This is a genomic window from Neglectibacter timonensis, assembly GCF_900048895.1.
GTDB lineage: Bacteria > Bacillota > Clostridia > Oscillospirales > Acutalibacteraceae > Acutalibacter > Acutalibacter timonensis.
Genome location: NZ_LT160640.1, coordinates 718545 through 743465, shown reverse-complemented (window position 1 = coordinate 743465; position 24921 = coordinate 718545). Strand labels below are relative to the sequence as shown.

Sequence of the window (24921 nt, the reverse complement as noted above, 5' to 3'; positions counted from 1 at the left end):
AAAACACCTCTCAAATCATGTCTAATTTTACAATTAGTTCCGGGGAAAGACCGAATACGTTTTTGAAGAAGCCTGCGGATTCTTCAAATGCCCATCTTTCCAGCATGTAATTGCCGTCAACTGCGTCAGCCCGGAACAAAACACGGTCTTCCTCTAAATTAACCCGCAAATTGCTGAGTTTTCCCTGATGAGATTTATCCAGGGCGTTCGCCATTCGGAATATGGCGGCAAGTTTAGAGATGATGATTTTTTCCTCTTCCGGTAAAAGTACAAATTCTGAATTGCTTTCTGCGGCAAAGTTCTCTGTAATACTGCCTGCAACGAAGGCAATTTCGGAAACCTCCAACTGCCGCAAACCGAAAATATCCATACCCTTGATTAAGTCATAGGTACACTTATTATGCTGCCGTACACTGACATAGCTGCCGCAGCTGTGCAGCAGGGATGCTAATTCTAAAATCAGGCGTTTGGAAGGATCCAGTCCATGAAGCTTTTTCAGTTTGTCGAATAGTTTACAGGAAAAGCTGCTGGTCCGTTCAGAATGTTCCAAATTGCAGCCAAAACGCTTTGCTGTGACCTCGGCGCAAGCAAGCGCGCTTTCCCGCAGATATGCACGAAAATCCGGTGCGGTTTTTGGCGCGAGCAGATAACGTGCCACTGCCTCGGAAATGTCAACGGCAGGGGAGATAATACCAGAAGCTTCTTTGCAAAAGCGGAGCATGCCGCAGTAAATAGAGAGCGCCGAGTAAAAAACAGCAGCTTTTTCAGTGGAAATTCCATAACGTTGTCCGATGCTTTCCGGCGACATGGAACGGATGGTATAGTACAGGGAAGTGAGTTTTTTGGTTTCGATCCGGTAAGGCGCGCCGTCTCCTTTTGCACCGCAGAGGCGGGCGATTTGATGGATTTCTGAACCGGTTAGAATCAAATTTTGAATATGAAATTCGGAGATGTGAATGCGGTTTAAAACCGTATCCAAATATTCTTCAATGATCTGATGAAAATCGTCCACATCCCGGTGCAGTTTTGCCATCACGTCATGAAGCTTTAATGCACCCATGGATATATTTTGAGAATAAATTACCTTGTTTCCGTCATATACGGCAATGCCGATGCTGCCGGAGCCTATAAAGGCAATCAAAGAATGGCAGTTTTTGAGATATTCAGCATTTTCCAATTTCTGAACAATTTCCGAGTAGAGATATGCCTTTTCTTCGCTGTCCTCCAGCACAGAAACATTCATTCCATTGCGTACCTTCAGTTGGTCCGCCGCTAAGGATCGGTTTTTTGCCTCGCGCATAACGGTACAGGATATGACCTTGGGCTTTTCAATTCCGTAGGAGAGCAGGGCTTCGGAAAATTTTCCCAGCACAGCTGAAAGTTCACGCAGACTGTCAAAGCTTATATAGCCGTCTCCGAAAACATCATGCCCGAGGTTTACCGGATATTCCAGATTGTCCAGTGTGGAAAAGACGCCTTTGGACATCTGTGAAATCTGCATTCTAACATTGTTGGAACCGATTTCGATAACTGCCGCCGCACGTGCGGCATATTTTTTGTTCAAGAAAATTCACTCCATAGGATAAACTTTACCACATTATACCAAATATTGAACCGAGTTTCAAATTTAGTTTTGATAATTTTATCTATTTTTAACATCGTTTTTCACAAAAATATATTTCCAAAAATTTTCTGTAATTTTCTCTTGATTTTTTGGAATAGATTGGCTATAATATTTAAGCCGAGGATACGGAGAGGTATTCTAATGGTAAGGAGCCACATTGGAAATGTGGTGTGCCGCAAGGCATTGTGCGTTCGAGTCGCATCCTCTCCGCCAAGAGCGCTGAATTCTCAGAATTCGGCGCTTTTTTCTATATTTTCCTTGAACAGGCGATATGCTTGCGGTATGATTAGGAAAAGATATCTTGAATTGGATGAAAGAAATGGAGGGAGCATCCCGTCAAAGACGGGCTGCGGCAGTATGAAAAGAGACGAAGTAGCGGCATTTTATAAGGATCTTTCCTCCTACGAGGGAAAGACAGTGACTGTCTGCGGATGGGCCAGATCGATCCGCGATTCCAAAACGTTGGGATTTATCGATTTGAATGACGGCAGCTCATTCAAGGGCGTGCAGGTTGTTTTCGAAGATGGGAAGATAGAGAATTTTAAAGGAATTGCATCTCAAAACGTGGGGGCTGCCCTCAAAGTTACCGGGATGCTGCTGGCGACGCCTGAGGCTAAACAGCCCTTTGAGATCCATGCGAGTAAAATTGAAATTGAGGGAGCATCTACACCGGAATATCCTTTGCAGAAAAAGCGTCATAGTGTGGAGTATCTGCGGACGATTGCTCACCTGCGGCCCCGCACAAACCTTTACAGTGCGGCGTTCCGTGTCCGCTCCGCTGCTGCTTTTGGGGTACACAAGTTTTTTCAGGAAAACGGTTTTGTCTACGCCCATACTCCCATTATCACAGGCAGCGACTGCGAGGGAGCCGGGGAGATGTTCCAGGTGACCACTCTGGACCTGGAAAATCCTTCCCGTACAGAAGAAGGCAAGGTGGAATACAAAGAGGATTTTTTCCAAAAGCCGACATCTCTGACGGTTTCCGGACAGTTGGAAGCGGAATGTATGGCCATGGCCTTTTCAAAGGTGTACACTTTCGGGCCCACGTTCCGTGCGGAACGCTCCTATACGCAGCGCCACGCAGCTGAATTCTGGATGATCGAGCCGGAAATGGCTTTTGCCGACCTGACGGACGATATGGATGTGATCGAAGCGGTGATCAAGTATGTAGTAAGCTATGTGCTGGAAACCTGCCCTCAGGATTTGGAATTCTGCAACGCTTTCGTGGATAAGGGCCTGCTGGAAAGGCTTCGCCATGTAATGGAATCTGACTTTGTGCGAGTGTCTTATACGGATGCGGTGAAAATTTTGGAGCAGCACAACGATGAATTCGAATACAAGGTTTCCTGGGGTGTGGATCTTCAGACGGAGCATGAAAAGTATCTGACGGAAAAGCATTTTGGAAAACCGGTTTTTGTTACGGATTACCCGAAAGAAATCAAGGCTTTCTATATGCGGCTTAATGATGACGGCCGCACTGTGGCCGCGACAGATCTGCTGGTGCCCGGTATTGGGGAGCTGGTAGGAGCCAGTCAGCGTGAGGAACGCTATGATGTGCTGCTGGACCGGATCCGGGAGTTGGGGCTCAATGAGGAGGATTATTGGTGGTATCTTGACCTGCGGAAATATGGCGGCAATAAACATGCCGGCTTTGGTATCGGATTCGAGCGTCTGGTCATGTATCTTACGGGCATTTCCAATATTCGTGATGTGCTTCCGTTCCCCCGCACCACAGGTTCGGCTGAATTTTAATCGACAGAAATCAGAAAAACATCCTGCCGGAAAATTTCCGACAGGATGTTTTTTATGCCTGTTTTTATTCCTTGCCGTCCCAGCAGTACGTGCAGAGTTTGCACTTATCCAGCCCCACCGATTCGATCATGTCGTCAAGCCGGTGATAGCGAAGCGTGGTGAAGCTCAATTTCTTTTCGATGATATCTACCATTTGCTGATATTCTGCAGCCTCCGGATCGGAGTACTTTTTTATATTTGTAGGTTCTCCGGTGCCCTCCAAATCCCGGATGACACGGCGTGTAATTAAATCCATTAAGGAGGTGGAACGGGAAAAATTCAGATATTTGCAGCCATAGAGCAGAGGAGGACAAGCAGGACGCACGTGCACCTCCCTGGCGCCGCTTTGGTACAAAAACTCTGTGGTTTCCCGAAGCTGTGTACCCCGCACAATGGAATCATCGATGAGAAGCAGGCTCCGGTCCTGAATAAGATCGTGGACAGGAATCAATTTCATTTTTGCGATAAGATTTCTCTGACTTTGAATGGTGGGCATGAAAGAACGCGGCCACGTCGGCGTATACTTGATGAAGGGCCTGGAGAAGGGAATTCCCGATTGGTTGGCGTAACCTATGGCGTGTGCGGTGCCTGAATCGGGGACGCCAGCCACAGTGTCGGGATTGACATTGTCCCGCTTCGCCAGCATGGCGCCGCAGCGGTAACGCATTTTTTCCACGCTGATGCCCTCATAGGAAGAGGAAGGGTATCCGTAATATACCCAAAGAAAGGTGCAGATTTTCATGTCTTTTCCGGGCTTGACCAGAGTTTTTGCTCCTTCCGGTGTCACGATAACAATTTCACCAGGTCCCAATTCCCGCTCTTGGGTATACCCCAAATTCAGATGGGCAAAACTTTCAAAGGAGATGCAGCAGGCGCCGTCCTTCTGCGCTACACAGACCGGTGTGCGGCCTAGCTTGTCCCTGGCTGCGTAAATTCCCTTCGGAGTCAGAAGCAGCATTGTCATGGAACCCTCGATAGTTTCCTGGGCGTACTGAATTCCTTCAATTAAATTATCTTTTTGGTTGATCACAGCGGCGACCAATTCAGTAGCATTGATGTCGCCGCCGCTCATTTCGAGAAAATGGGAGTGACCGGAAGAGAACAGCTGCTTCACGATTTCATTTGTGTTATTAATCTTGCCTACGGTTACGATGGCGTAGGTGCCGTGATGCGAGCGGACGATCAGCGGCTGTGGCTCGTAATCACTGATACAGCCGATGCCGAGGCGTCCTTCCATGCAGCCAATATCCTTGTCAAATTTAGTGCGGAACGGAGAATTTTCGATGTTGTGAATTGCACGGTCGAACCCTTTTTCATCACTGTAGACAGCCATACCGGCCCGTCGTGTGCCTAAGTGGGAATGGTAATCGGTGCCGAAAAACAGATCAAACATGCAGTCTTCTTTTGATGCTACTCCAAAAAATCCGCCCATACAGATCCTCCATTGCTGTTATATTCCCGGTTTATTACAAAAATATCGCTGATATTATACCACGAAACAAAGCAAACTACAATTTGAAATTACAGGAGAACGGCGGGTTTTCATTTCGTTCTGTGGATATTATGAGATTGCACAGAAAAGCTGTTTAAACCGCAGTATAATGATGCAAAACAGAAAAAATGCAGGACTGCACAAATAATCTTGCATTTTATTGCCTGATATATTAAAATACAGGAAGTTTGATTTGAAAAAATGAATCTACTGAAAATGTTTTTATTCAAGACCCTAATTATAGGAGATGCTTTAGATGAAACTGGCCGCTATGAGAAATGAAGAAATTCGAAAGCTGCATGATAATGCCCTTGGACAGTATGAGGATTTCAAGGCGCTCAAACTGAAACTGAATATGGCCCGGGGGAAGCCCTGTGCCAAGCAGCTGGATTTGGCTTTGGGCGTGCTGGAAGCACTTCGGGCGAGAAGTGAATTTGCTAATTCCGATGGAGATGACTGCCGGAACTACGGCGTTTGGAATGGCCTTCCCGAAATGAGAGGGATCTTCAGTGCAATGATTGGCGTACCTGCAGAGCAGATAATATTGGGGAATAATTCCAGCCTTCAGATGATGTTTGACTGTGTTTCCAAGGGATATACTCACGGCTACAGCGGATATGCTCCCTGGTGCAAGCAGGATTCTGTGAAATTTCTGTGCCCAGCTCCCGGCTATGACCGGCATTTCGCCGTTACAGAATATTTCGGCATTGAAATGATTCCTGTCCCCATGCTGAAAACCGGCCCCGATATGGATATAATCGAACGGCTGGTACAGGAGGATGAGACGATCAAAGGCTGTTGGTGTGTGCCGAAATATTCCAATCCCACGGGCATCACCTATTCTGACGAAACAGTGCGCCGTTTTGCATCCCTGCATCCCGCCGCGAAAGATTTCCGTATTATGTGGGACAACGCTTACTGCGTTCATGACTTGACGGATACGCCGGATACGCTGCTGAATCTGTACGAGGAATGCCTGAAACAAGGAACAGAAGACAATGTGCTTTTTTTTGCTTCAACCTCAAAGATTTCCTTCCCTGGCGCAGGAGTGGCTGCACTGGCTGCCAGCAAAAATAATATTGCCGAATTGAAAGAACGCTTCAATGTGCAGACAATTGGTCCCGATAAGCTTAACCAGCTCCGGCACATCCTTTTTCTGCACGATATCGACGGTGTTCGATCCCTGATGCAGGGACACCGGAAAATTTTGGAGTCAAAGTTCAAACTGGTGGTAGATGTTCTGGAAAAAGAACTCGGGGATTTAGGCATTGCCAAATGGAGTGAACCCAATGGCGGTTATTTTGTAAATCTAGATGTGATGAATGGGTGTGCTAAGCGTGTGGTAGGGCTTTGCAAGGAAGCGGGCGTGATCCTGACCGATGCGGGGGCCACCTACCCCTATGGACAGGATCCCAATGACAGCAATATCCGTATCGCGCCCACCTTCCCGCCGGAAGAAGAACTTGCCGGGGCAATGCATCTGCTCTGTATTTGTGTACGGCTAGCTGCTTCTGAAAAACTGCTCTCTGAACGTGCATAAGGATCTAAGTTACTGCAATAACAAGAACACCCGGTCTGAAATCAGAATTCAGACCGGGTGTTCTTGTTATTGTGGGTAAGCGAGGGAAGAGCCCCTGTTTCTTTGAACGCTGAATAAAGTATAAGAAGCCCCATCACGTAGAATAAGACCCAAATGCTTCCTGAAACCAAGGAAAAATATATGGCGCAGAGCATTCCCAGCGGATGTACTTTCGCCGTTGAAGATACCAGCTTTGGTTCGATGATTTGACGAATACAGGTGATAATCAGCCAGCCGATAAGAAGGCCTATTCCCCGGGAATAGGCGCCGATCAGAAGCTGATAGATAGCCAGAGGGGTAAAAACAATTCCGGGACCAAGAATTGGAAGAAGATCGGCAACGGCAGTAATCAGACTGATGGTCAACGGGTAGGGGATTCCAAGAATGGTGAGAATGACATAGGTTTCGCAAAAGGTGATAAAGTAGATTAAAAGGTAGGAAAGCATATATTTTCTTCCTGTGCCGCTGCTGTTTTCTGCAGCGCTTTTCAGGTGAAATACAGCGCTTGCACTGATGATGGATTTCACCCATGCCTGCAGCTGCTTCAGATCTCTGGCGAGGAAGAAGGTAGAGAAGATCAGCACAATGCACAGCGTGATTACCGTGGGAAGTGACGTGACTACTGACAACACCGTACTCAAGCATGCCGCAATGAGATCCATACTGTTTTGGACCAGCTCCAAAAGTTCCTGTTTATTACTGTTTACAAAATCGATATTGAACTGGCCGAGAAATTCTCCAATACGGTTCAAAAAATGTGTGACAGGTTCGGAGAACCCAGTAAAATTTCCGCTGGAAACTGTGATAAGGAAGGATGCTATCTCCTTGATGGCAAAAAATCCTAAAAAAGCAATGGCTGCAAATACTGCTGTGAGGACAACAAGGGTAACAGCTAGAGAGGCTACAGTACGGGGAAAATGCAGCTTCTTTTCCAGAAAGCCAATAAATGGCTGAATGAGAATTGCAAGGATTAAACCTAGCAGGAAAGGCAAAGTATAAAAGAAAGTTTTAACCCAAATGATAAACAAAAGCGTATAACATAGAAAAAATAGCAGCAATGGCAGGATTCGTTTGATTTCACTTTTTTGAAACATGATTTCCGCCTTCCGGGAGCAGCCTATAGTTATTGTGGATTGGTAAAATCCATCACTCCTAACATTATAGTATTGATAAGGATGGTTTTTATACACGCTGGGAATAGAAAAAGGGTTCCGCTTCAAAGCGGAACCCTTTGCAGTAACACTATTTATCTTCGCCGGTTAAAAGCCATACTACTGAGACGCCTAAAATATCGGACAAAGCCAGAAGTTCAAAATCAGTCACAAAACGGATCTGACCTTCTAATTTGGAGAGGCCAGAAGCATTCAGGTCTACCCCCCGTACCTGAAGCTGAGCAAGGAGTTCCTTCTGTTTCATGCCCTGGCTCTTTCGTGCAGCTTCTACCCGGGCACCAATCAAGTTTTTATTGCCTAAGGGCTGGCTTCTCAATCTCATGGCCATCCACCTCGGATTTCTATATAATAATTATAAATCCATTTTAAACCTTTATTATATATTATAAAGAAAAATGGGAAAAAATCAATCTGTTTTCCCGAATATTTTATGGATGCATTTGGAAAATATACAAATTATTTTAAAAAGATCAGTGTTTCTTTAGAGCTTGCAAGTGCAAAATAGAGCTGTACTTTTTACTGAAAATTGATATAATAAGAAGGATTCTACAGGCTGGCGCGGAACGGGCTGCTGAAAAATTCGGAAGAAAAGAGATTTAAAAATGAGTAAGAGTTTTTATGGAGAAAAGAATCTCACCATGTTGACCGATTTTTATGAGCTTACCATGGCGAATGGGTATTTTGCCAATGAGTTCAAGGATCGAATCTGTTATTTTGACATGTTTTTCCGAAAGGTTCCGGATGACGGCGGGTTTGCCATTATGGCTGGTGTTGAACAGCTGGTGGAATACCTTTCCGAGCTTCGGTTTACAGAGGAAGATATCGACTATCTGCGATCCAAGAATATTTTTAACGCGGAATTCCTGGAGTATCTGAAGAACTTCAAATTTTGCTGTGACGTGTGGGCTGTGCCGGAAGGCACCCCTATCTTTCCGGGAGAGCCAATTATAACGGTACGCGGACCGGCTATTCAAGCTCAGTTTATTGAAACAATGGTTCTGCTCTGCATCAATCATCAGAGCCTCATTGCCACAAAAACCAATCGTATTGTCCGTGCAGCGCAGGGAAGGGCCGTAATGGAATTCGGCTCCCGCAGAGCGCAGGGGTTTGACGGGGCGGTTTACGGCGCCCGTGCCGCCTATATTGGCGGATGTGCGGGTACTGCATGTACAATCAGCGACCAGCTTTTTGGTGTGCCGGCGCTGGGTACGATGGCCCACAGCTGGGTGCAGCTTTTCGACAGCGAGTATGAGGCGTTCAAAGCCTATGCTACGGAGTACCCTGGCAATTGTGTGCTTTTGGTGGATACCTACAATGTTTTAAAATCGGGTGTTCCCAATGCAATCAAAGTGTTCAACGAGGTGCTGGTACCCCAAGGCTTCCGTCCGGCAGGCATACGCATCGACAGCGGCGATATCACCTACCTTTCCAGAAAAGCCAGAAGGATGCTGGACGAGGCTGGATTTGAGGATTGCAAAATCTGTGCATCCAACTCGTTGGATGAGTATATCATCCGGGATATGCTGATGCAGGGGGCAAAGGTGGATTCTTTTGGGGTTGGCGAGCGCCTGATCACTTCGTCATCAGAACCGGTATTCGGCGGCGTGTATAAGCTTGCCGCTGTCGAGAGGGCGGACGGCAGCCTGATTCCGAAGATAAAAATCAGTGAAAACGTGACAAAGATTACCACACCGTGTTTTAAAAATGTCTGGCGACTTTTTGATCGGGAAACCGATAAGGCGATTGCGGATGTCATCACCATGCATGACGAGGTGATTGAGGATGAGAAGCCCTATACGATTTTTGACCCGGATCATATCTGGAAACGGAAGACGGTGGAAAATTTCCGGGCAGTGCCGTTGCTGACGCAAATTTTTAAGGGCGGGGAATGTGTTTATACGCCCAGGGCGCTGGGAGCGATCCGTGCCTACTGCATGGCGCAGGTGGATACTCTTTGGGAAGAGGTTACCCGCTTTGAAAATCCTCATAATTACTATGTGGATCTTTCTCAAAGGCTTTGGGATGAAAAGAACCGCATGCTTTCGGAAAAGACTTATTGAAAAAAGAAAGATGCGCTTTTTGCTAACGCTTCATAAGAAAGTAATTAAAAACACGTCATAAGACTAGCCATTGCAGGTGTTGTTTAGGAAAAGACGCCAAGGAAGGTAGAAATACTTTTCTTGGCGTCCTTTTCTATACTTACCATTGGAATCAGGACTTGTTCTGATGTATAATAATTGCATTAGTAATAACCAGTATCATAAGGAAAACTGGAGGTAGAAATTTTGAATACAGAAAAAGTATATACAAATGCTGTTGCGTTTGTAAAATGTGAGCTTGAGAAATTGAATTATCCTTCAAATCATCCATTCAATAATTACCCGAATACACCTGAGTCTATGATATTAGAACTGATTATATTAATAAAGGCACTTACTAACAAAGATGATATTGTGAAATCATTTCTTAAAAAATGCAAATCAATAGAAGGTGGTGTATTCTCATATATTAAGTATAATCAGAGCATCAGTGAAGTAGTATGGTTCTACTATTTATATATTGGACTTATTAAGACTAACTCAGTAGATATGTTACAACAGATTTTTGATGAAAGTATTTCCATTTATGATAATGGGAAAAAGTTTGAATATTCATTTTTACTGAGAGATATAGATTCAAATAAGGAATATATAGTAAATTCAGAAGTGAAAACCCTTACCTGTGACCCTTTTATAAAAGAAAGCGGATTAAAAATTATTGATGGGCAGAAACTTATTAAACCGTTGTTTCCTGATTTGAGAAATTCAGAGAAATTAAAACAAGATTCAGATGCCATTATTTTACAAGCAAGCACATATTATTATCAAACAGGACAAAACATAAAGAGAATAATCAATAAATGTAGAGGAGTAAATTTATCTGGATATATTCCTTTTAATGTAGGCGTACTTTTTATAAATGCCTCAACTTCATTTGAAGAGTTTTTTGCATATTTATTTAATCGTTCAAGAGGAGTATATGAAAAATTATTAGATAGTAATATAGACGCTTTGGTTTTAATTTCTATGGATGCACGCAACGATTTAAAACTTGAAAATATATATTCTATGGGATATATTCAGACAGCATTGATAAATCCAACAGTAATCAATAAAAAAATATGCGAAAAATTGCATATTGATAATTACATTGCTTTGGGGAAAAGCATAAATTCTGAGGTATATGAAAAGGGGCAAAGTGAGTATGGGTATTACAAAATTTTATGTAGAGAAGGGTTTATAAATATAATTCCATATGATTCTACAGAAAAAGAAATACAACAGTATGTAGAATATTTAAAAGGAACAGAAATACGTAATTAAGTAAGGCATATAGATTTTTAATGCAATTTATCGGGCGTATCTGTTCCGGCGCATTTTCTTTCTTTCCAATGGCAGCGTCTACAGGGGAAACCCCGAGGAATAGTTTTGTTTTTTTGCAACCGGGTACGATAGGGATAGGCAGATAGATATCCCGTTTTCAGCATTGCCTTTTTCATGCGATGCAAGTTCGATATTCTATGGATTGACAAAATTGCAGAAGTCCCGTAAAATAAAAACATGTGAGCAGGCCGGACAGTTGCGGGCGCAGTGCGAAAGTGCGCGTCTGAGGAAAGTCCGAGCTCCTCAGGGCAAGAATAACGGCTAACCGCCGCCGGGGGCGACCCTAGGGATAGTGCAACAGAGAAATACCGCCGGGATTTTCCCGGTAAGGGTGGAAAGGCGAGGTAAGAGCTCACCGGCGTGCAGGAGACTGCACGGCCCTGTAAACCCTATTCGGAGCAACACCGTGGAGGAACATCAAGCGTAGCCCTGCGCGTTCCGTGGAGGTGGCGTGAGCCTGGCGGCAACGCCCGGCCAAGATAGATGACTGTTCAAGACAGAACTCGGCTTATAGACCTGGTCACATGAAAAAGGACGCCTTTCGGCGTCCTTTTCGTCTGTCGATAAACCCTATTGGTGAAAAACTCGGGGGGAGGAAGGGAGTGGACAGAACCAGGGTTCTGCGGGAACCGTCAGGGTTCCTCCAGGAAAAATAGAATTCATTTCCCTCTCCCGCTTTGCACGCAAATGGCTACCTTCATTACTGCAAAGTTCCTCGCAAAATTGCCCAGCTTGGCGAAACGACCTTTTTCGACAAGCTGAAAGACCGGGATCACTCCCGGCCCTTGCAAAAAACTCCATATCAATCATTTCTCTTGGACGTCGTTATTCTTTCCATATTTCTTCATTATCTTCCCAGCCTTCCTCAAACCCAAGTTTCTCTAGCCCGGCGGCGCAGACAACATCCTCATCATAGAGCTCCCCGAAATCCTTTCGCAAAGCCCGGGCTTCCCACTCCTTGGCCAGGACATGATAGGCCATGCACATCTGGTCCAGAGTTAGATTTCCTTTCAGATAGTTGCTCACTGCCAACAGCAGCGTTTCGCTCTCCTCCAGTGGCTTGCGGTAATAGCGCAGCCTCAGGGGGCAGACAAGAATATCTTCTATCATATTGGGCGTGTCCTCACTTTTCTCTTTGAACAGACTATAGGCCGTTCCTGTTGTTTTGTCCTCATCCTCATCAAATATTTTGGGGGACAAACCATTTTCCAACAACTCATCCTCGCTCCAACTGCCAATATACTCCAACACAACCGGAGTAGATAAGCCTATATCCAAAATATCCCCGCGACGGAAGGGGGTGGGCAATGGCACCCAGTATTGTTGTAAGGGATGATCGTTGCCGATAGTTATCACTTGTTTTTGGGGATTCACATAGAAGAACAGACATTTCCGTTTTCCTTTCCATATTTTTGCAGACGGTAAAATGCTCTTCCCCTTGAATTCCTTCCAGTTCTCTTCTAAAAATTCCGACAGGGCCACCCCTTTTCCTTCCTTATAACGCTGAGGAGCCGCGACCTTATATACCCCTTTCTCATCCTTCCGGCAAACATCCTCCAGCAAGTTCCGCAGTTCTTCTATATATTTTCGAGCTGACCTGTGAAAACTGTCGATTTCAATCTTTTCCCCAGATTTAGATTCGAACGAAAAAGGACAGTCCGGCATGGTGGCAAGCAGTTCCTCCCACGCCGCGATCTTCTCCTCTAAAGCCCTCTGCTGGTTTGCCCTCACCACATAGAACGCTACCGGCAAGGTGAATTCATAGTGGATTTTCTCTAAGTGCTCCCGGACATCCGGGCTCTCTACCCATTCATACACATTCATTAGTGACACGCTCCTTTTCTGGTGTTATAATAAGGATACTCCCATTTGTGTCCAATTTTTTCCCCACCAGTCCTGATACCATGGAACCAGGAGGTGATCCCATGAACACCCAACCGAAAAAGTTCCTGATCTTTCACATTTTGGACATTCTTAAGCGCTACACCGATGAGGACCACCAGCTCTCTCAAAAAGAGATCGGAGAGATTTTGGAGCGGGAGTATGACATGAAGGCAGACCGGAAGTCCATCCGCCGAAACCTCTTGGATCTGATCGACTTGGGTTATGACGTGGGGTGCAGCCAGTCGGTACGGGTAAAGTCCGACGGTGAGGAAGAACCCCTCCTTACCGACTGGTACCTGAATCGGGAATTCACTGATGGAGAACTGCGGCTCCTCATTGACAGTCTGCTGTTCTCCAAGCACATTCCCTACAGCCAGTGCCGGGAATTGGCGGAAAAGCTGGAAGGACTTTCCAGCCGGTACTTCCAGGCCAGGGTGAAGCACATCGCCGCCCTGCCCCACAACCGGCTGGACAACCGCCAGCTGTTCTACACCATCGACCTGCTGGACGAGGCCATGGAAAAAGGCCGGCAGGTCAGCTTTCACTACTGTCAGGCAGGGACGGACCATCAATTCCACCCTAAATTGGACGGGTCGGGAAAGCCCAAGGAGTATGTGGTCAACCCCTACCAACTGGTGGCGGCCAATGGCCGGTACTATCTCATTGCCAACACGGAGCCCCATTCCAATGTATCCCACTACCGGGTGGACAGGATTTCGGACATCCGCCTGTTGAAATCATCGGTGAAGGACTCCAAACAGGTGCAGGGCTTGGAACAAGGGCTGCACCTGTCCCAGCACATGGCGGAGCACCCTTACCTTTTTGCCGGGGAGAGTGTCCGTGTGACATTCCGGGTCCAGAAGCACCTGCTCAACGACTTGGAGGACTGGTTCGGCCCGGCGGCGAAATATTCCCACGAGACGGAAGATACCCTGGATGTGACGGTAAAGGTCAACCAGGAGGCTATGTTCTACTGGGCGCTGCAGTATGCGCCTTTCGTAGAGGTGCTGGAGCCCGCTGCCCTGCGCCAGAGGGTGGGCCGGGCGCTGCGGGAGGCGGCGGAAAAATACGAAACGGAGGTATCCCATGACATCCACTGAAAAAGCCGCACGGTATTGCCAGCAAAGCGAAGCGCTGTTTGAGTGCTGGAAGCAAAAAGAACCCTGTGAGGAAATCAACCACCGGGAAGAGATCTTTGTCCGGGACGGTGTGGTTTGCCCTGATATTTGGTTCTCCCAACAGATACGGCCTCTCTATCTCCTGAAAGAGGCTTACAGCGATCCCGGTGACCCCGACTGGAGTTTGGTTTCCTATCTGCTGGCAGAGGAATCCGTTGGCAAGCACACAACCTGGAAACGCATTAGCGAATGGACGCAGGGCCTTTTTCACACTACAGCAACCTCTGTCTTTCCTTACAGCAAAGTGGAAAAGGGGATAAAACGGGGCGATCCCATCTACCATCAAATTGCGGTGATGAATGTCCGCAAAAGCGGAGGGAAAAAAAACTCAAAGATGAACGCCATCCGCCACTACGCGGAAACCGATCAAAAAGAGCTTCTGGAACAGATAACACTCATTGATCCCACCATGATCGTTTGCGGATATACCATTTCCTGTTTGAATATTATCCTGGGTAAAACAGTCAAAGACTACGCCCGCCCTGAAACTTTCTCAGCGGACCTTTTCTTTTTAAGCGAGCTAAACGGTCACCCCCTGATCGCGCTGGACTACTGGCACCCATCAAACCAGTTTCCCGATATGATGAACTATTACGGACTGATGGGAAGTTATCAACAAGCGTTACAAGCAGCACAATAATGAAGGTGCTGTGACAAAAAGCCTAAAAAAACGAGCCTTAAGCGCTACAGCGTAGTGCAAAAAGGCTCATTTTTTGGTATAATTGGATTGATGAAAAAACAACTAACCAGTGCTAATTATGGCACATATACTCGGAATCGAGGAAATTTACACCTATTTTGAAAAGAAAACAACACAATGCTACATTAAGCCTCAAAACTATGAGCGCTCAAAAACCAAGAAATTCAAGAGTAATATGGCACTTCGAGAGAATATGTTCTACGATAAGATTCTTGATGAATACACTTGCCAAGGCAGCAAAAAGCTGCGCGTTGTGTATGAGGGCAAACGAAAGAGCAAGTCCGATTTTGAAAGTATAGTCACCTATTACGAATGTGAGGACTGCACCGGCTGTCCTCACAAGAAAAGCTGCACCCGAGCAAAGGGCAACCGCAAGATGCAAGGTTCCAAACGGTTTATAGAGCAGAGGCAGCAATCTCTGGAGCGTATCATTTCACCGATGGGAATTCTTTTGCGCAGCAACCGCTCCATCCAGAGTGAGGGCGCTTTTGGCGTTGTGAAACAGGATTACGGGTTCCAGCGATTTTTGCACTGGGGCAACAAAAATGTTTTTACCGAAACTCTGATCGTTGCCATGGGGTGCAACATCAACAAATACCACAACAAAATTCAGCAAAACCGCACTCGCTCCCAACTTCACGGTAAACTTATTGCTTAAACCTTCGGAAATCTAAAAATGTTTTAAACAAAAGGCTCTATGCCTTGCTTTGTTGTCCGCTGAATCGACATTTATCAAAAAGTTTTCAACATTTTATCCCACCTCGTTCTTCATTAAAAGGGGCTGTGACGCTTTTTCATTGCGTCACAGCCCCTTGCTGTTTTCTACAAGAATCAGCGGGCCTTCCCGGGCTCTGTTTATTTGCCCATCCAGTTTTTTAAAATTTCCTTGGCTGAGCGTTCCATTTCCAGAGCAAAATCTGATGTGTACTTCCGTGTACAAAAAGCTTTGGCTTTGTCGTTATTATAATATTCCATCAGTTCTTCGTCTGTCAGATCGTGATATCCGTTCTCGAATACAATCATTTCTTTGGGAAATCTGGTCAACTGCTTCCTATCTTTCTGTTGCTGGGTGGGGTAGCCAAACACGAGCATAGAGACAGGCGCTACATATTGGGGCAGATGGAACAGATCGCGGTGGGTTTCCCATTGCTCGATGATGTCTCCGATGTAACAGGAGCCTATCCCGTAGCTGTCTGCCGCAACGCAGGCGGTATGGGCGGCGATGACTGCGTCATTTTCTGCCAAAATCAGGTCGCTGAGACGCGGCGCAGGCACGGCCTCGCACCCCGCCTGTTGGAACTTGCGAAACCAGCGGCGATAGTCGGCCAGGAAAATAAATACCATGGGTGCAGATGCGATAAAAGGCTGGTGATCACAGGTTTCTGCCAATTTATCCTTCAGTTTCTGGTCGGTGATATCCAAAATGGAGTACAGCATAGAATTGCCTGCAGTAGGTGCACGCATGGCTGCGGCAAGGATAGACGCTTTAATGTCTTCGGGAATGGGTTTCTGCTCGAAAACCCGCATGGATTTCCTTTTCAGCAGTAATTCGATGGTTTCATTCGTCATAAACAAGCCTCCCTTAATCTTTTCTTTACAGTGTAGTATAGCATGGGTTGGGGTGAATGTAAATGAGAGAACTAGGGGGACGTTTGTGCAGAGAGAATGAAAAGAGCGGGAAAGTAACTCTGTTTGATGAGAAAATGAAACAAATTCCTTGCACTGAATAAAGGTTGGTGCTATAATCACGGTGAACTCAAGAAGGGTTTTAGAAAAGGAAGGAGCGTCATAAAGATGAAGGTTGCTGTCATCGGCTGCGGTACTATTGCCAATGCCGCACATATTCCCTCTTATTTAAACAATCCGGAGGCGGAAATCAAATATTTCTGCGATATCATTCCGGAACGTGCGCAGGCTGCCGTTGAGAAATATGATTGCGGAGTTGCAGTTACTGATTATCATGAGGTTTTAAAAGATCCGGAAGTAGTTGCAGTGTCCGTTTGTACCCCCAACAACGTGCATCCTGTGATTGCCATTGACGCGCTTCGAGCAGGTAAGCATGTACTTTGTGAAAAACCTGCTGCCAGAACTTATGCAGAAGCTTTGGAAATGCAGAAAGTTCAGCACGAGACAGGGAAAATCCTCAATATCGGCGTAGTTAACCGGTTTAATGACAGTGTCAATCTCATCAAGAAATATATCGACAGTGGAAAACTGGGAAATATCCATCATGTCTATGTGAGTTTCCGGGCGCATCGTTCCATTCCAGGCTTGGGGGGCGCGTTTACCACGAAGGCGATTGCCGGAGGCGGCGCATTGATCGATTGGGGCGTCCATTATTTGGATATTGTCATGTACTGCTGCGGTGATCCGGCAGTTCGTACGGTAACTGGGGAGACTTTCTGTAAGTTGGGAAAGAATATGGAGGAATACGCTTATACTGATATGTGGGCGGGGCCTCCGGATTATAACGGCATCTATGACGTTGACGATTCCGTCACCGGATTGATTCGTACCTCTGGCCCGGTGATCACTTTAAACGGGGCGTGGGCGCAGAATATTGGCGTAGCGGAACAGTATATCGATTTCATGGGGGATAAGGCCGGAATCCGTCTGCAGTACGGAAAGGACTTTACTGTGTATACGGCGGAGCATGGGGCGCTGGTGGAATACAAGCCTGTGTTCCAGATGCGGGATCATTTTCAAAACGAAATTGATGCCTTTATTGACTGCATAAAAACTGGGAAAAAGCTGCCTTCCCACATTGATACGGTAGTTATTACAGCCCAGATGATGCAGGCGATCTATGACTCTGCGGATCAGCACCGGGAAATTGTCTTAGATTGAATTAATACTGAATTTTAAAGGAGCGGTGAAGGATGTATCCTTTTTCTATCGGAGTGATGCTGGATTCTTTCCGTACTGAGTTTCCGGAAGCTTTGGACAAAGCGGAAAAATTGGGTGCCAAAGGGATTCAGGTGTATGCCACGAAAGGTGAAATGGCGCCGGAAAACATGACGGCGCAAAACCGCCGGGATTTTTTGAGATCAGTGAAAGATCATGGGCTTGTCATTTCCGCACTGTGCGGGGATCTTGGAAAGGGTTTTGGCGACCCTGCATGGAATCCTCAGCTGATTGAACAATCTAAAAGGATCTTGGATTTGGCGATGGACTTGGAGACCAATGTTGTCACCACCCATATTGGGGTGGTGCCTACGGCAAAGGAAAATCCGCGCTACGCAATTATGCAGGATGCTTGTGGAAAGCTTGCCGAATATGCCGATACGCTGAAGGCGCATTTTGCCATCGAAACGGGCCCTGAATTGGCGGTGGTGCTCAAGGAGTTTTTGGATGGACTTCACTCTACCGGTGTGGCTGTCAATTTAGATCCCGCTAATTTCGTGATGGTCACTGGTGACGATCCGGTTCAGGCGGTTTATACGTTAAAGGATTATATTGTGCATACCCATGCAAAGGACGGCCGCAGGCTGCATCACGTGGAACCCGAGGTGCTTTACGGTTTGGAAGAGGCGGAAATGCTGGGAGACGCCTCCTATATTGAACTGCCTTTGGGTGAGGGAGATGTAGATTTTCCCAATTATCTCAAAGCTCTCCATGAAATTGGCTATCAGGGCTTCCTTACGATTGAACGGGAAGTGGGGGACGATCCGGAAGGCGATATTGGCGCTGCAGTCAAATTCCTGATGGACCTGACCAAATAGAAACAAGAACAGCCCAAGTGAACAGCTGTGTCTCCGGAATTCTATTTCCGAAGATGCAGCTGTTTTTATGAAAGAACAGCTGTGAAATGAAAGCCTCATGAAAAATACTTTGAATTTGTGTGGACAGGGCCTGGTTCCTGTCCATTTCTGTTTGAAAATGCCTCTTTCTTGTGCTATGATTAGAAAGGCCGGATAAATCTAACGGAATTGGGAGAGTTATGATGGAGAATTTATATAAAGAGGAATTTTGCAATATTTATAAAGAGCATGTAACACGTGAGGGCGGAGACCGCCTGCTGTCATGGCTGTCAACTACGGATTTTTTTACAGCTCCGGCCAGTACAAAATTTCATTGTGCCTGTGAATTCGGCCTTGTGATGCACAGTCTGAATGTCTACAAAGTTTTGCGTGGAAAGTATTTTGAAGAGGGAGACAGCGAAGAAAGCTTTGCTTTGTGCGCCCTGCTTCATGATGTTTGTAAGGCCCAGTTTTATAAGATATCGACCCGAAATGTGAAAAACGAAGAAACCGGCGCATGGGAGAAAAAGCCGTATTACTCAGTGGAAGATGCGTTTCCTTACGGCCATGGGGAAAAATCCGTATTCTTGATCGAAAGATTTGTACGGCTCAAGCCCTCGGAAGCTATGGCGGTTCGATGGCACATGGGCGGGTTCGATGAATCCGTTAAGGGGGGAAGTTTCGCGATCAGCACTGCCTTTGATAAGTATCCTTTGGCGGTGAAACTTCACCTCTCCGATTTGGAGGCCACTTATTTAATGGAGCATGGTACCTCGGAAGCGCGTAAACACTGAAAAAAGAAGGTTTAGTATAAAAATGGATGCCATTGTTGCTTATGATCTTTCCAAGCAATACGGAGAAAGGATAGCTCTTTGCGGACTGAATCTTCAGATTCCGCAGGGAAGTATTTTTGCATGTGTCGGTGGGGAGCAATCCGGGAAAACGACTATGGTCAGACTGCTTTCCGGACTTTGCAGGCCGACTATGGGAGAATGTACAGTTATGGGCTATTCGCCTGGTGTGGAGCCGGAAAGGCTTCATACAGTTTCTGGTACCGTATTGGAGACCGCACGTCTCTATGGTCAGATGACGCTTTCTGCAAACTTGAATTTTTTTGCTGCTGTCAATGGGATAGACAGCAATGATGCAATCGACCGTTCCTCTTTTCTAATGCATAAGCTGGATATTTGGGAAGGCAGGGAGGAAAAAGTGTCGGATTTATCTACAGGTATGGTGCGCAGGGCCTCTCTGGCGAGGGCGCTGATGCACCGCCCCCAGGTGCTTTTAATTGATGAACCTGCCGGCGGAATCGATCAAGAGACAATGGATAGAACTCAAGAACTGATTTCTTATTTGAGAGAGGAAGAAGGGGTAACAGTTCTGCTCTGCACCCGGAACCTGGCCTATGCGCAATTGCTGTGCAGTGGATTTGCAATTTTGCGCCAGGGTTCCTTGCTGGCGAAAGGGGATTTGGAGAGTCTCCGGAAGGCTGCGGGGCTGAAGTACCGGGCGGCGTTTCGTTTTGCTGGAGAGGAAGATCCTCCTGATGGTTTTTATTGGATGGACGGCTTTTGGCAAAAGAATATCGAGGCGGAAAGCGACATGCCGCGCCTGGTTTCGGAAGCAGTATCCTCGGGAAAAAGGGTTTATGAAGCAAAACTCCTAAAACCTACGCTGGAAGAAATTTATAAGGCCTATATGGACGGCGGGATGAAGAATGGGGGAGAAACGTTTGGAGAAGAACGGACAGAAGAGGGCGTCACCTCCGCGACGCGTGAAAGCACAGAGGAGTTCCTCTCAGAGGAAGAGGGAGGGGGCGGAGCAGAAGAAGGATAAGTTTAGTCTGCACAGCTTTTTTACGTCTGCCGAGATTGTCATGGCAAAGAAAGATTTAGGCGCAATTTGGCAGCGCAAAGGAATTCGCGCCTTATTGATGCTGATGCCTGTGATCCTGTTGGTGGTAATCCCATTGGTCTATTCAGCTGCCACAAGCCTTCTTCCGGTCACAGAAGATGCACAGGTGCCGGAGGCGATTCAGTCTTTGCTGGAATCAGCTTCTGCAGAACTCGGATACCGTCAGATATGGTTCGACGCATTTACCACCCTGCTTTGTCCCATGCTTTTCCTGACAGTTCCAGTTATCTGTTCGGTTGCGTCTGCTTCCTATGCGTTTTTAGGAGAAAAAGAAGAGGGAACGTTGGAAACGGTATTACTCTCTTCTATGGATGCCAAGTCTGTGTTCAATTCCAAAGTTTCCAGCTGCAGTCTGCTCTCCGTCGTGATTTCGCTGCTGTCGTTTTTAGCGTTCGCCATTACAGTTTCCGTAGCGGACATCATTCTTGGCGCGCCTTTCTTTTTTAATTGGAAATGGCTCATTTTGCTGCTTTTCCTCATGCCTGCGCTGGCTTTTTTCTCCGTAATATTTGTAAGCCTTGTTATCTCCCGTGTTCACAGTACCGGCGAATCCTTGCAGACGATGGGATATCTTATCCTGCCTTTTGTGATTCTTTTCCTAGTTCAGTTTACCGGTATTATCAAAATAAATGCCGTTTTTTTGCTCATACTTTCCGTTTTGCTTGCAGTGGCATCGGTCGTGATGTTTAATGTATCGGCAAGGCGTTTTTATGCAGAACGGCTTCTTGAACGGCCTTTGGAGGATTAAAATGAATATCGATTTGCATTGTCACACAAAAATGTCGGATGGTTCTACTGGTATCGGAGAACTCATAGATCTTGCTAAGCTCAGGCAAATCGAAACCTTGGCAGTGACGGATCATGATACTTTTGCCGGCAGTGTCAGAGCGGTGGTTTTGGGGAAAAGAGCAGGTGTAACCGTAGTTCCAGGCGTGGAAATTTCCACGTTGGATCATTCCCGTGGTAAACGGGCGCATTTACTTTGCTACTACCCGAAGAATGCGGGGCGTTTGGAAGGGCTTCTACGAAAAATTACAGAGAACAGACGGGCGGCAATGTCCATATCGATCCAAAAGGTGCTCCATATCTATCCGATGCCGATGACGATGATACTTACCAGGGCTCACGGTTCAACCAACATATTTAAACAGCATGTCATGCAGGCATTGATGGATGCCGGATATACGGATGAAATTTTTGGAAATACATTTAAAAAGTTGTTTCATCCCAAATACGGTTTGGCTTATACCCGTATTGAATATCCCGATGTTTTTGATGTGATTGAGGAGATTCACAGTGCAGGTGGAGCCGCCGTATTGGCACATCCCAGTGAATATGAAAGTATAGATCTGATGCAGGAGCTGTGTGAAAAAGGGTTGCTTGAAGGAATTGAAGGGTTTCATCCCCGAAACAGCGATGAGGACCTTCAGGCGATTCTAAACTGCTGTCAAAAATATCAGCTTCCGATGACGGGCGGTACAGATTTTCATGGATGTTATACGACTGCCTGTCTGCCTTTAGGTTCCTATTTGACGCCTGAAAATCAATTTGAATTACTGAAAAAGAAAAAAATATCATAAAGACGGGAGAGGTAAATAGATGGAAATTCATTATACACCCAAAGGGGTCTGTTCCAGAAAAATTGATATCATAGTAGAGGGCGACACCATTCAATCGGTTCAATTTACCGGCGGCTGTAGCGGGAATACACAAGGGGTTGCCGCGTTGGCGAAGGGCATGAAGGTGCAGGATTATATTGAGCGGTGCAAAGGAATCCGCTGCGGCTTTAAGCAGACCTCTTGTCCGGATCAACTTGCTAAAGCTCTGGCTGAGGCGCTTAAGCCGGACTAATAAAATTATTATAGTATAAAAAAGAGTGGCCGGCGCTGTTTTAAAAACAGCGCCGGCCTTTTTGGCATTCAGCAAGATATTCTGCAGCAGAATGCGCTCTTTACGCAGTTGCGTTACTTAGCAACCACAGCCTCCGCAGTTGCCACAGCCATTGCAACCACAATCGTTGCCGCAGCCATTGCCGCAGCCACCGAAACCACAGCCGCCACAGCAGCAGAGGAGAATCAGAATGATGATGATCCAAGAACAACCTCCGTTACCACACATGAAGAACGCCTCCTTTCATTTACACTCTATCTTATGGCGGAGCACCAAAAAGGTTCGAGGATTTAAAATGAAAAGAAAACAGTTGAATAGGTGAGCTATTGAAAGAAATTGGGAGCTAATTTAATCTAATTCAATTTAAAATAGTTATTTTGACTTTTATTGACCTTGACAGGAGTTCTAAAATTGATATAATAAAAGTCAAAGAAAGTCAAAGAAAGTCAAAGACAAATTAGAGGCGAGAACAATGAGAATCAGTGACAGTGTGGCAAAATACATTATGCAGCTTCTCAATGAAGCGGACGGAACGGCAGAAATCCAACGGAACGAATTGGCCAATGTCTTGGGATGTGTTCCAAGTCAGATCAATTACGTCATAACTTCCCGGTTTACGCCGGAACAGGGGTATCATGTCGAAAGCCGCCGGGGCGGTGGAGGTTATATCAGAATCACAAGACGTCAGCTTTCTAAGTCGGATGTAGTGATGCATATTATTAACGCAGTCGGAGATTCGTTGGATGGAGGAACAGCAAGAGCTATGACAGAAAATATGCTGCAAAACGGCGTTATTGATTCTGAAGCTGCTTCATTGCTTCAGGCAGCGGCTTCTGACAAAAGCCTTTCCTTGATTCCCAGAGAATTCAGGGATGCAGTGCGTGCTTCTATTTATAAAAATATGCTTTTGGTGGTCAAAACCTAAATCTTTGAAAGTTTTCTTAGGCAACAGTATTCAGGAAATATGAAAGGATGGATATCAGATGCTTTGCCAATCCTGTGGAAAAAAGACGGCGACAACACATATTAAGACAATTGTCAATGGGAAGCTTACGCAGTACCATCTCTGCGCGGATTGCGCAAAAATGAAGGGGTACGGCAATATCTTTCAAGACTGGAGTTTCAGCTTCGGCAATATGCTGGGCGGCTTATTGGGAACAACCATACAGGAAGAAGAGATTCTGCGGTGTGAGAAATGCGGAGCCAGTTTTGAAGAAATCTCTAAAACGGGCAAAATTGGCTGCGCACATTGCTACGAGATTTTCCGCCGGAAGTTGGCGCCTGTCATTCAACGAATTCACGGTACCACACAGCACAAAGGAAAGGTTCCAGGAGGATCTGCTCTTCGAATTGCAGATTTAAATAACAAGATCATGCCTGTACGGGAAGCGCCTGTGGAGGAAAAACGTCGGTTGCTGAAAAAGGCAGTGGAAGCACAGGACTTTGAAACTGCGGCTGTTCTGAGGGACGAAATTAAGGAGATGGAGCAAAATGGCTAGGATAGAGAAATGGTATGAAAAGGTTGGAGACTGCAGTGACGTGGTATGCAGCACACGTGTCCGTCTGGCAAGGAACCTGCGTTCCTATCCTTTTCCCGCCCATGCGTCTGGAAAACAGAAGGAAGAGATTGCCGCCAAGATACGGGAAGCGCTTCTTTCTGGAAATAGCATCTTGGCTGATACATTTTCCTATCTCCCTTTGGAAAATCTAACGGAAGAGGAAGCTGTTTCCCTGGTAGAAAGACATATTGTCAGTCCGGAATTTATATCGGACCGGCGGGGAAAAGCAATTCTTATTTCCGCGGATGAGAGTGTTTCAATCATGATTAATGAGGAGGATCATCTGCGGATTCAGATTTTGAGGGAAGGTCTGTCTCTGAAAGGTGCAGCAGAGATGGCGGATCGTATCGATACGCTGTTAGGAGAAAGCCTGGACTTTGCGTTTGATTCTGAATTCGGATTTTTGACGCAGTGTCCTACAAATCTCGGAACCGGGATGCGGGCCTCCGTGATGCTGCATCTTCCCGCCTTGATAGAGAACGGGGCAATGTCCAGAATTTCCAATAATCTTTCCAAGTTAGGGCTAACCCTGCGGGGAACCTATGGAGAAGGAACGCAGGTAGTAGGGGGCTTGTACCAGCTGTCCAATCAAATCACGCTGGGACTAAGTGAAACAGAAGCAGTGGCTAATTTAAATGCGATTGCCTCACAATTGATTGAAGAAGAGCGTAGGGCCAGGAAGGAAATGAGTGCAAGCATCGTCCTGCAGGACAAAATTGACCGTGCGGCAGGTGTAATGAAAAGCGCCAAGCTGCTGTCTGCCAATGAATTTATGGAACTGCTTTCCTACCTTCGCTTCGGGCTTTCAACTGGCATACTGCATGGCGTCAGGGAAGAAGAACTCAACACACTGAGCGTACGGGTTCAGCCCGCCACCTTAATGGCCAGAGAAGGCCGGTCTATGGATCAGAATGAAAGAGATATTCTGCGTGCAACGTTGACACGCGAAATCTGCGCAAAAATAAAGGAGTGATGA

Annotated in this window: 23 protein-coding genes, 1 tRNA gene and 1 other RNA gene; 19 read left to right on the top strand and 6 right to left on the bottom strand. The window is 46.2% G+C overall.

Annotated elements, in window-relative coordinates:
- Positions 1-10: 10 nt before the first annotated feature.
- The gene (locus tag BN3911_RS12395) at positions 11-1564 is read right to left on the bottom strand and encodes a Ppx/GppA phosphatase family protein (protein ID WP_066866134.1); all 1554 of its coding nucleotides are present in this window, start codon (positions 1562-1564) and stop codon (positions 11-13) included.
- Between the two features lie 187 nt (positions 1565-1751).
- Here BN3911_RS12395 and BN3911_RS12390 point away from each other — a divergent pair.
- Positions 1752-1837, top strand: a tRNA-Ser gene (locus BN3911_RS12390).
- 144 nt (positions 1838-1981) lie between these two features.
- Positions 1982-3376, top strand: coding sequence for an asparagine--tRNA ligase (asnS, locus tag BN3911_RS12385; RefSeq protein ID WP_066867862.1), 1395 nt, complete (start codon positions 1982-1984; stop codon positions 3374-3376).
- Between the two features lie 64 nt (positions 3377-3440).
- Here the strand turns inward: asnS and BN3911_RS12380 are convergent, their stop codons facing one another.
- Positions 3441-4847, bottom strand: coding sequence for an amidophosphoribosyltransferase (locus BN3911_RS12380; protein WP_066866132.1), 1407 nt, complete (start codon positions 4845-4847; stop codon positions 3441-3443).
- A 331-nt stretch (positions 4848-5178) separates the two neighbouring features.
- Here BN3911_RS12380 and BN3911_RS12375 point away from each other — a divergent pair, with 331 nt between their 5' ends.
- The gene (locus BN3911_RS12375) at positions 5179-6447 is read left to right on the top strand and encodes an aspartate aminotransferase type Ic (protein WP_338086369.1); all 1269 of its coding nucleotides are present in this window, start codon (positions 5179-5181) and stop codon (positions 6445-6447) included.
- 41 nt (positions 6448-6488) lie between these two features.
- Here the strand turns inward: BN3911_RS12375 and ytvI are convergent, their stop codons facing one another.
- Together ytvI and BN3911_RS12365 are read right to left on the bottom strand one after the other, a co-directional pair.
- Positions 6489-7580, bottom strand: coding sequence for a sporulation integral membrane protein YtvI (gene ytvI, locus BN3911_RS12370; RefSeq protein WP_066866128.1), 1092 nt, complete (start codon positions 7578-7580; stop codon positions 6489-6491).
- A 148-nt stretch (positions 7581-7728) separates the two neighbouring features.
- Positions 7729-7902 (bottom strand): hypothetical protein, encoded by a 174-nt coding sequence (locus tag BN3911_RS12365; protein ID WP_338086370.1) that lies wholly within the window; start codon positions 7900-7902, stop codon positions 7729-7731.
- A gap of 358 nt (positions 7903-8260) precedes the next feature.
- Between BN3911_RS12365 and BN3911_RS12360 the strand changes: the two genes are divergently transcribed.
- The 3 genes from BN3911_RS12360 (at position 8261) to rnpB (ending at position 11607) form a co-directional block, all read left to right on the top strand.
- Positions 8261-9718 carry a nicotinate phosphoribosyltransferase gene (locus BN3911_RS12360; RefSeq protein WP_066866126.1) on the top strand — a complete coding sequence of 486 codons (1458 nt, stop codon included), beginning with the start codon at positions 8261-8263 and terminating at the stop codon, positions 9716-9718.
- 225 nt (positions 9719-9943) lie between these two features.
- Positions 9944-11020: a hypothetical protein gene (locus BN3911_RS12355; protein ID WP_066866123.1), complete on the top strand. Its 1077-nt coding sequence runs from the start codon at positions 9944-9946 to the stop codon at positions 11018-11020.
- 240 nt (positions 11021-11260) lie between these two features.
- An RNA gene (rnpB, locus tag BN3911_RS12350) (RNase P RNA component class A) lies at positions 11261-11607 on the top strand.
- Between the two features lie 298 nt (positions 11608-11905).
- Here rnpB and BN3911_RS12345 read toward each other — a convergent pair.
- Positions 11906-12904 carry a hypothetical protein gene (locus BN3911_RS12345; RefSeq protein WP_066866121.1) on the bottom strand — a complete coding sequence of 333 codons (999 nt, stop codon included), beginning with the start codon at positions 12902-12904 and terminating at the stop codon, positions 11906-11908.
- Positions 12905-13005: 101 nt separating this feature from the next.
- On the opposite strand from BN3911_RS12345, the gene BN3911_RS12340 reads away from it, so the two are divergent.
- From BN3911_RS12340 to BN3911_RS12330, 3 genes are all read left to right on the top strand, one after another.
- Positions 13006-14064 (top strand): helix-turn-helix transcriptional regulator, encoded by a 1059-nt coding sequence (locus BN3911_RS12340; RefSeq protein ID WP_066866119.1) that lies wholly within the window; start codon positions 13006-13008, stop codon positions 14062-14064.
- The gene (locus BN3911_RS12335; RefSeq protein ID WP_066866117.1) at positions 14051-14782 is read left to right on the top strand and encodes a uracil-DNA glycosylase family protein; all 732 of its coding nucleotides are present in this window, start codon (positions 14051-14053) and stop codon (positions 14780-14782) included. The genes BN3911_RS12340 and BN3911_RS12335 overlap by 14 nt, the downstream gene beginning before the upstream one ends.
- Before the next feature lie 118 nt (positions 14783-14900).
- Positions 14901-15500, top strand: a complete 600-nt coding sequence (locus tag BN3911_RS12330; RefSeq protein WP_066866115.1) for a transposase — start codon at positions 14901-14903, stop codon at positions 15498-15500.
- A gap of 197 nt (positions 15501-15697) precedes the next feature.
- On the opposite strand, the gene BN3911_RS12325 is transcribed toward BN3911_RS12330, so the two are convergent.
- The gene (locus BN3911_RS12325) at positions 15698-16411 is read right to left on the bottom strand and encodes a nitroreductase family protein (RefSeq protein WP_066866113.1); all 714 of its coding nucleotides are present in this window, start codon (positions 16409-16411) and stop codon (positions 15698-15700) included.
- A gap of 225 nt (positions 16412-16636) precedes the next feature.
- On the opposite strand from BN3911_RS12325, the gene BN3911_RS12320 reads away from it, so the two are divergent.
- The 10 genes from BN3911_RS12320 to BN3911_RS12275 all read left to right on the top strand — a co-directional run bounded on the left by BN3911_RS12320 (position 16637) and on the right by BN3911_RS12275 (position 24918).
- Complete coding sequence (locus tag BN3911_RS12320; RefSeq protein WP_066866111.1) at positions 16637-17689, top strand: Gfo/Idh/MocA family protein; 1053 nt, start codon at positions 16637-16639, stop codon at positions 17687-17689.
- Between the two features lie 32 nt (positions 17690-17721).
- Positions 17722-18564 (top strand): sugar phosphate isomerase/epimerase family protein, encoded by an 843-nt coding sequence (locus BN3911_RS12315; RefSeq protein WP_066866109.1) that lies wholly within the window; start codon positions 17722-17724, stop codon positions 18562-18564.
- Positions 18565-18782: 218 nt separating this feature from the next.
- Positions 18783-19376, top strand: coding sequence for a hydrolase (locus BN3911_RS12310; protein WP_372496227.1), 594 nt, complete (start codon positions 18783-18785; stop codon positions 19374-19376).
- Between the two features lie 22 nt (positions 19377-19398).
- Positions 19399-20418 (top strand): ABC transporter ATP-binding protein, encoded by a 1020-nt coding sequence (locus BN3911_RS12305; protein WP_066866107.1) that lies wholly within the window; start codon positions 19399-19401, stop codon positions 20416-20418.
- Between the two features lie 40 nt (positions 20419-20458).
- A complete protein-coding gene (locus BN3911_RS12300) occupies positions 20459-21244 on the top strand; it encodes an ABC transporter permease family protein (RefSeq protein ID WP_147578596.1) in 786 nt (261 codons plus the stop codon).
- A 1-nt stretch (position 21245) separates the two neighbouring features.
- Positions 21246-22076 carry a PHP domain-containing protein gene (locus BN3911_RS12295; protein ID WP_066866103.1) on the top strand — a complete coding sequence of 277 codons (831 nt, stop codon included), beginning with the start codon at positions 21246-21248 and terminating at the stop codon, positions 22074-22076.
- Positions 22077-22095: 19 nt separating this feature from the next.
- On the top strand, positions 22096-22347 hold the full coding sequence (locus BN3911_RS12290; protein WP_066866101.1) for a TIGR03905 family TSCPD domain-containing protein: 252 nt from the start codon (positions 22096-22098) through the stop codon (positions 22345-22347).
- A gap of 511 nt (positions 22348-22858) precedes the next feature.
- Positions 22859-23311 (top strand): CtsR family transcriptional regulator, encoded by a 453-nt coding sequence (locus BN3911_RS12285; RefSeq protein WP_066866099.1) that lies wholly within the window; start codon positions 22859-22861, stop codon positions 23309-23311.
- Positions 23312-23369: 58 nt separating this feature from the next.
- Complete coding sequence (locus BN3911_RS12280; RefSeq protein WP_066866097.1) at positions 23370-23885, top strand: UvrB/UvrC motif-containing protein; 516 nt, start codon at positions 23370-23372, stop codon at positions 23883-23885.
- Positions 23878-24918: a protein arginine kinase gene (locus BN3911_RS12275; protein WP_242871126.1), complete on the top strand. Its 1041-nt coding sequence runs from the start codon at positions 23878-23880 to the stop codon at positions 24916-24918. The genes BN3911_RS12280 and BN3911_RS12275 overlap by 8 nt, the downstream gene beginning before the upstream one ends.
- The last annotated feature ends 3 nt before the right edge of the window (positions 24919-24921 follow it).

Bases quoted from the DNA above. Each gene is read 5' to 3' on its own strand.
- asnS (WP_066867862.1), top strand. From the start codon at position 1,982: ATGAAAAGAGACGAAGTAGCGGCATTTTATAAGGATCTTTCCTCCTAC.
- BN3911_RS12380 (WP_066866132.1), bottom strand. From the start codon at position 4,847: ATGGGCGGATTTTTTGGAGTAGCATCAAAAGAAGACTGCATGTTTGAT.
- BN3911_RS12375 (WP_338086369.1), top strand. From the start codon at position 5,179: ATGAGAAATGAAGAAATTCGAAAGCTGCATGATAATGCCCTTGGACAG.
- ytvI (WP_066866128.1), bottom strand. From the start codon at position 7,580: ATGTTTCAAAAAAGTGAAATCAAACGAATCCTGCCATTGCTGCTATTT.
- BN3911_RS12365 (WP_338086370.1), bottom strand. From the start codon at position 7,902: ATGAAACAGAAGGAACTCCTTGCTCAGCTTCAGGTACGGGGGGTAGAC.
- BN3911_RS12360 (WP_066866126.1), top strand. From the start codon at position 8,261: ATGAGTAAGAGTTTTTATGGAGAAAAGAATCTCACCATGTTGACCGAT.
- BN3911_RS12345 (WP_066866121.1), bottom strand. From the start codon at position 12,904: ATGAATGTGTATGAATGGGTAGAGAGCCCGGATGTCCGGGAGCACTTA.
- BN3911_RS12340 (WP_066866119.1), top strand. From the start codon at position 13,006: ATGAACACCCAACCGAAAAAGTTCCTGATCTTTCACATTTTGGACATT.
- BN3911_RS12335 (WP_066866117.1), top strand. From the start codon at position 14,051: ATGACATCCACTGAAAAAGCCGCACGGTATTGCCAGCAAAGCGAAGCG.
- BN3911_RS12330 (WP_066866115.1), top strand. From the start codon at position 14,901: ATGGCACATATACTCGGAATCGAGGAAATTTACACCTATTTTGAAAAG.
- BN3911_RS12325 (WP_066866113.1), bottom strand. From the start codon at position 16,411: ATGACGAATGAAACCATCGAATTACTGCTGAAAAGGAAATCCATGCGG.
- BN3911_RS12320 (WP_066866111.1), top strand. From the start codon at position 16,637: ATGAAGGTTGCTGTCATCGGCTGCGGTACTATTGCCAATGCCGCACAT.
- BN3911_RS12315 (WP_066866109.1), top strand. From the start codon at position 17,722: ATGTATCCTTTTTCTATCGGAGTGATGCTGGATTCTTTCCGTACTGAG.
- BN3911_RS12310 (WP_372496227.1), top strand. From the start codon at position 18,783: ATGATGGAGAATTTATATAAAGAGGAATTTTGCAATATTTATAAAGAG.
- BN3911_RS12305 (WP_066866107.1), top strand. From the start codon at position 19,399: ATGGATGCCATTGTTGCTTATGATCTTTCCAAGCAATACGGAGAAAGG.
- BN3911_RS12300 (WP_147578596.1), top strand. From the start codon at position 20,459: ATGGCAAAGAAAGATTTAGGCGCAATTTGGCAGCGCAAAGGAATTCGC.
- BN3911_RS12295 (WP_066866103.1), top strand. From the start codon at position 21,246: ATGAATATCGATTTGCATTGTCACACAAAAATGTCGGATGGTTCTACT.
- BN3911_RS12290 (WP_066866101.1), top strand. From the start codon at position 22,096: ATGGAAATTCATTATACACCCAAAGGGGTCTGTTCCAGAAAAATTGAT.
- BN3911_RS12285 (WP_066866099.1), top strand. From the start codon at position 22,859: ATGAGAATCAGTGACAGTGTGGCAAAATACATTATGCAGCTTCTCAAT.
- BN3911_RS12280 (WP_066866097.1), top strand. From the start codon at position 23,370: ATGCTTTGCCAATCCTGTGGAAAAAAGACGGCGACAACACATATTAAG.
- BN3911_RS12275 (WP_242871126.1), top strand. From the start codon at position 23,878: ATGGCTAGGATAGAGAAATGGTATGAAAAGGTTGGAGACTGCAGTGAC.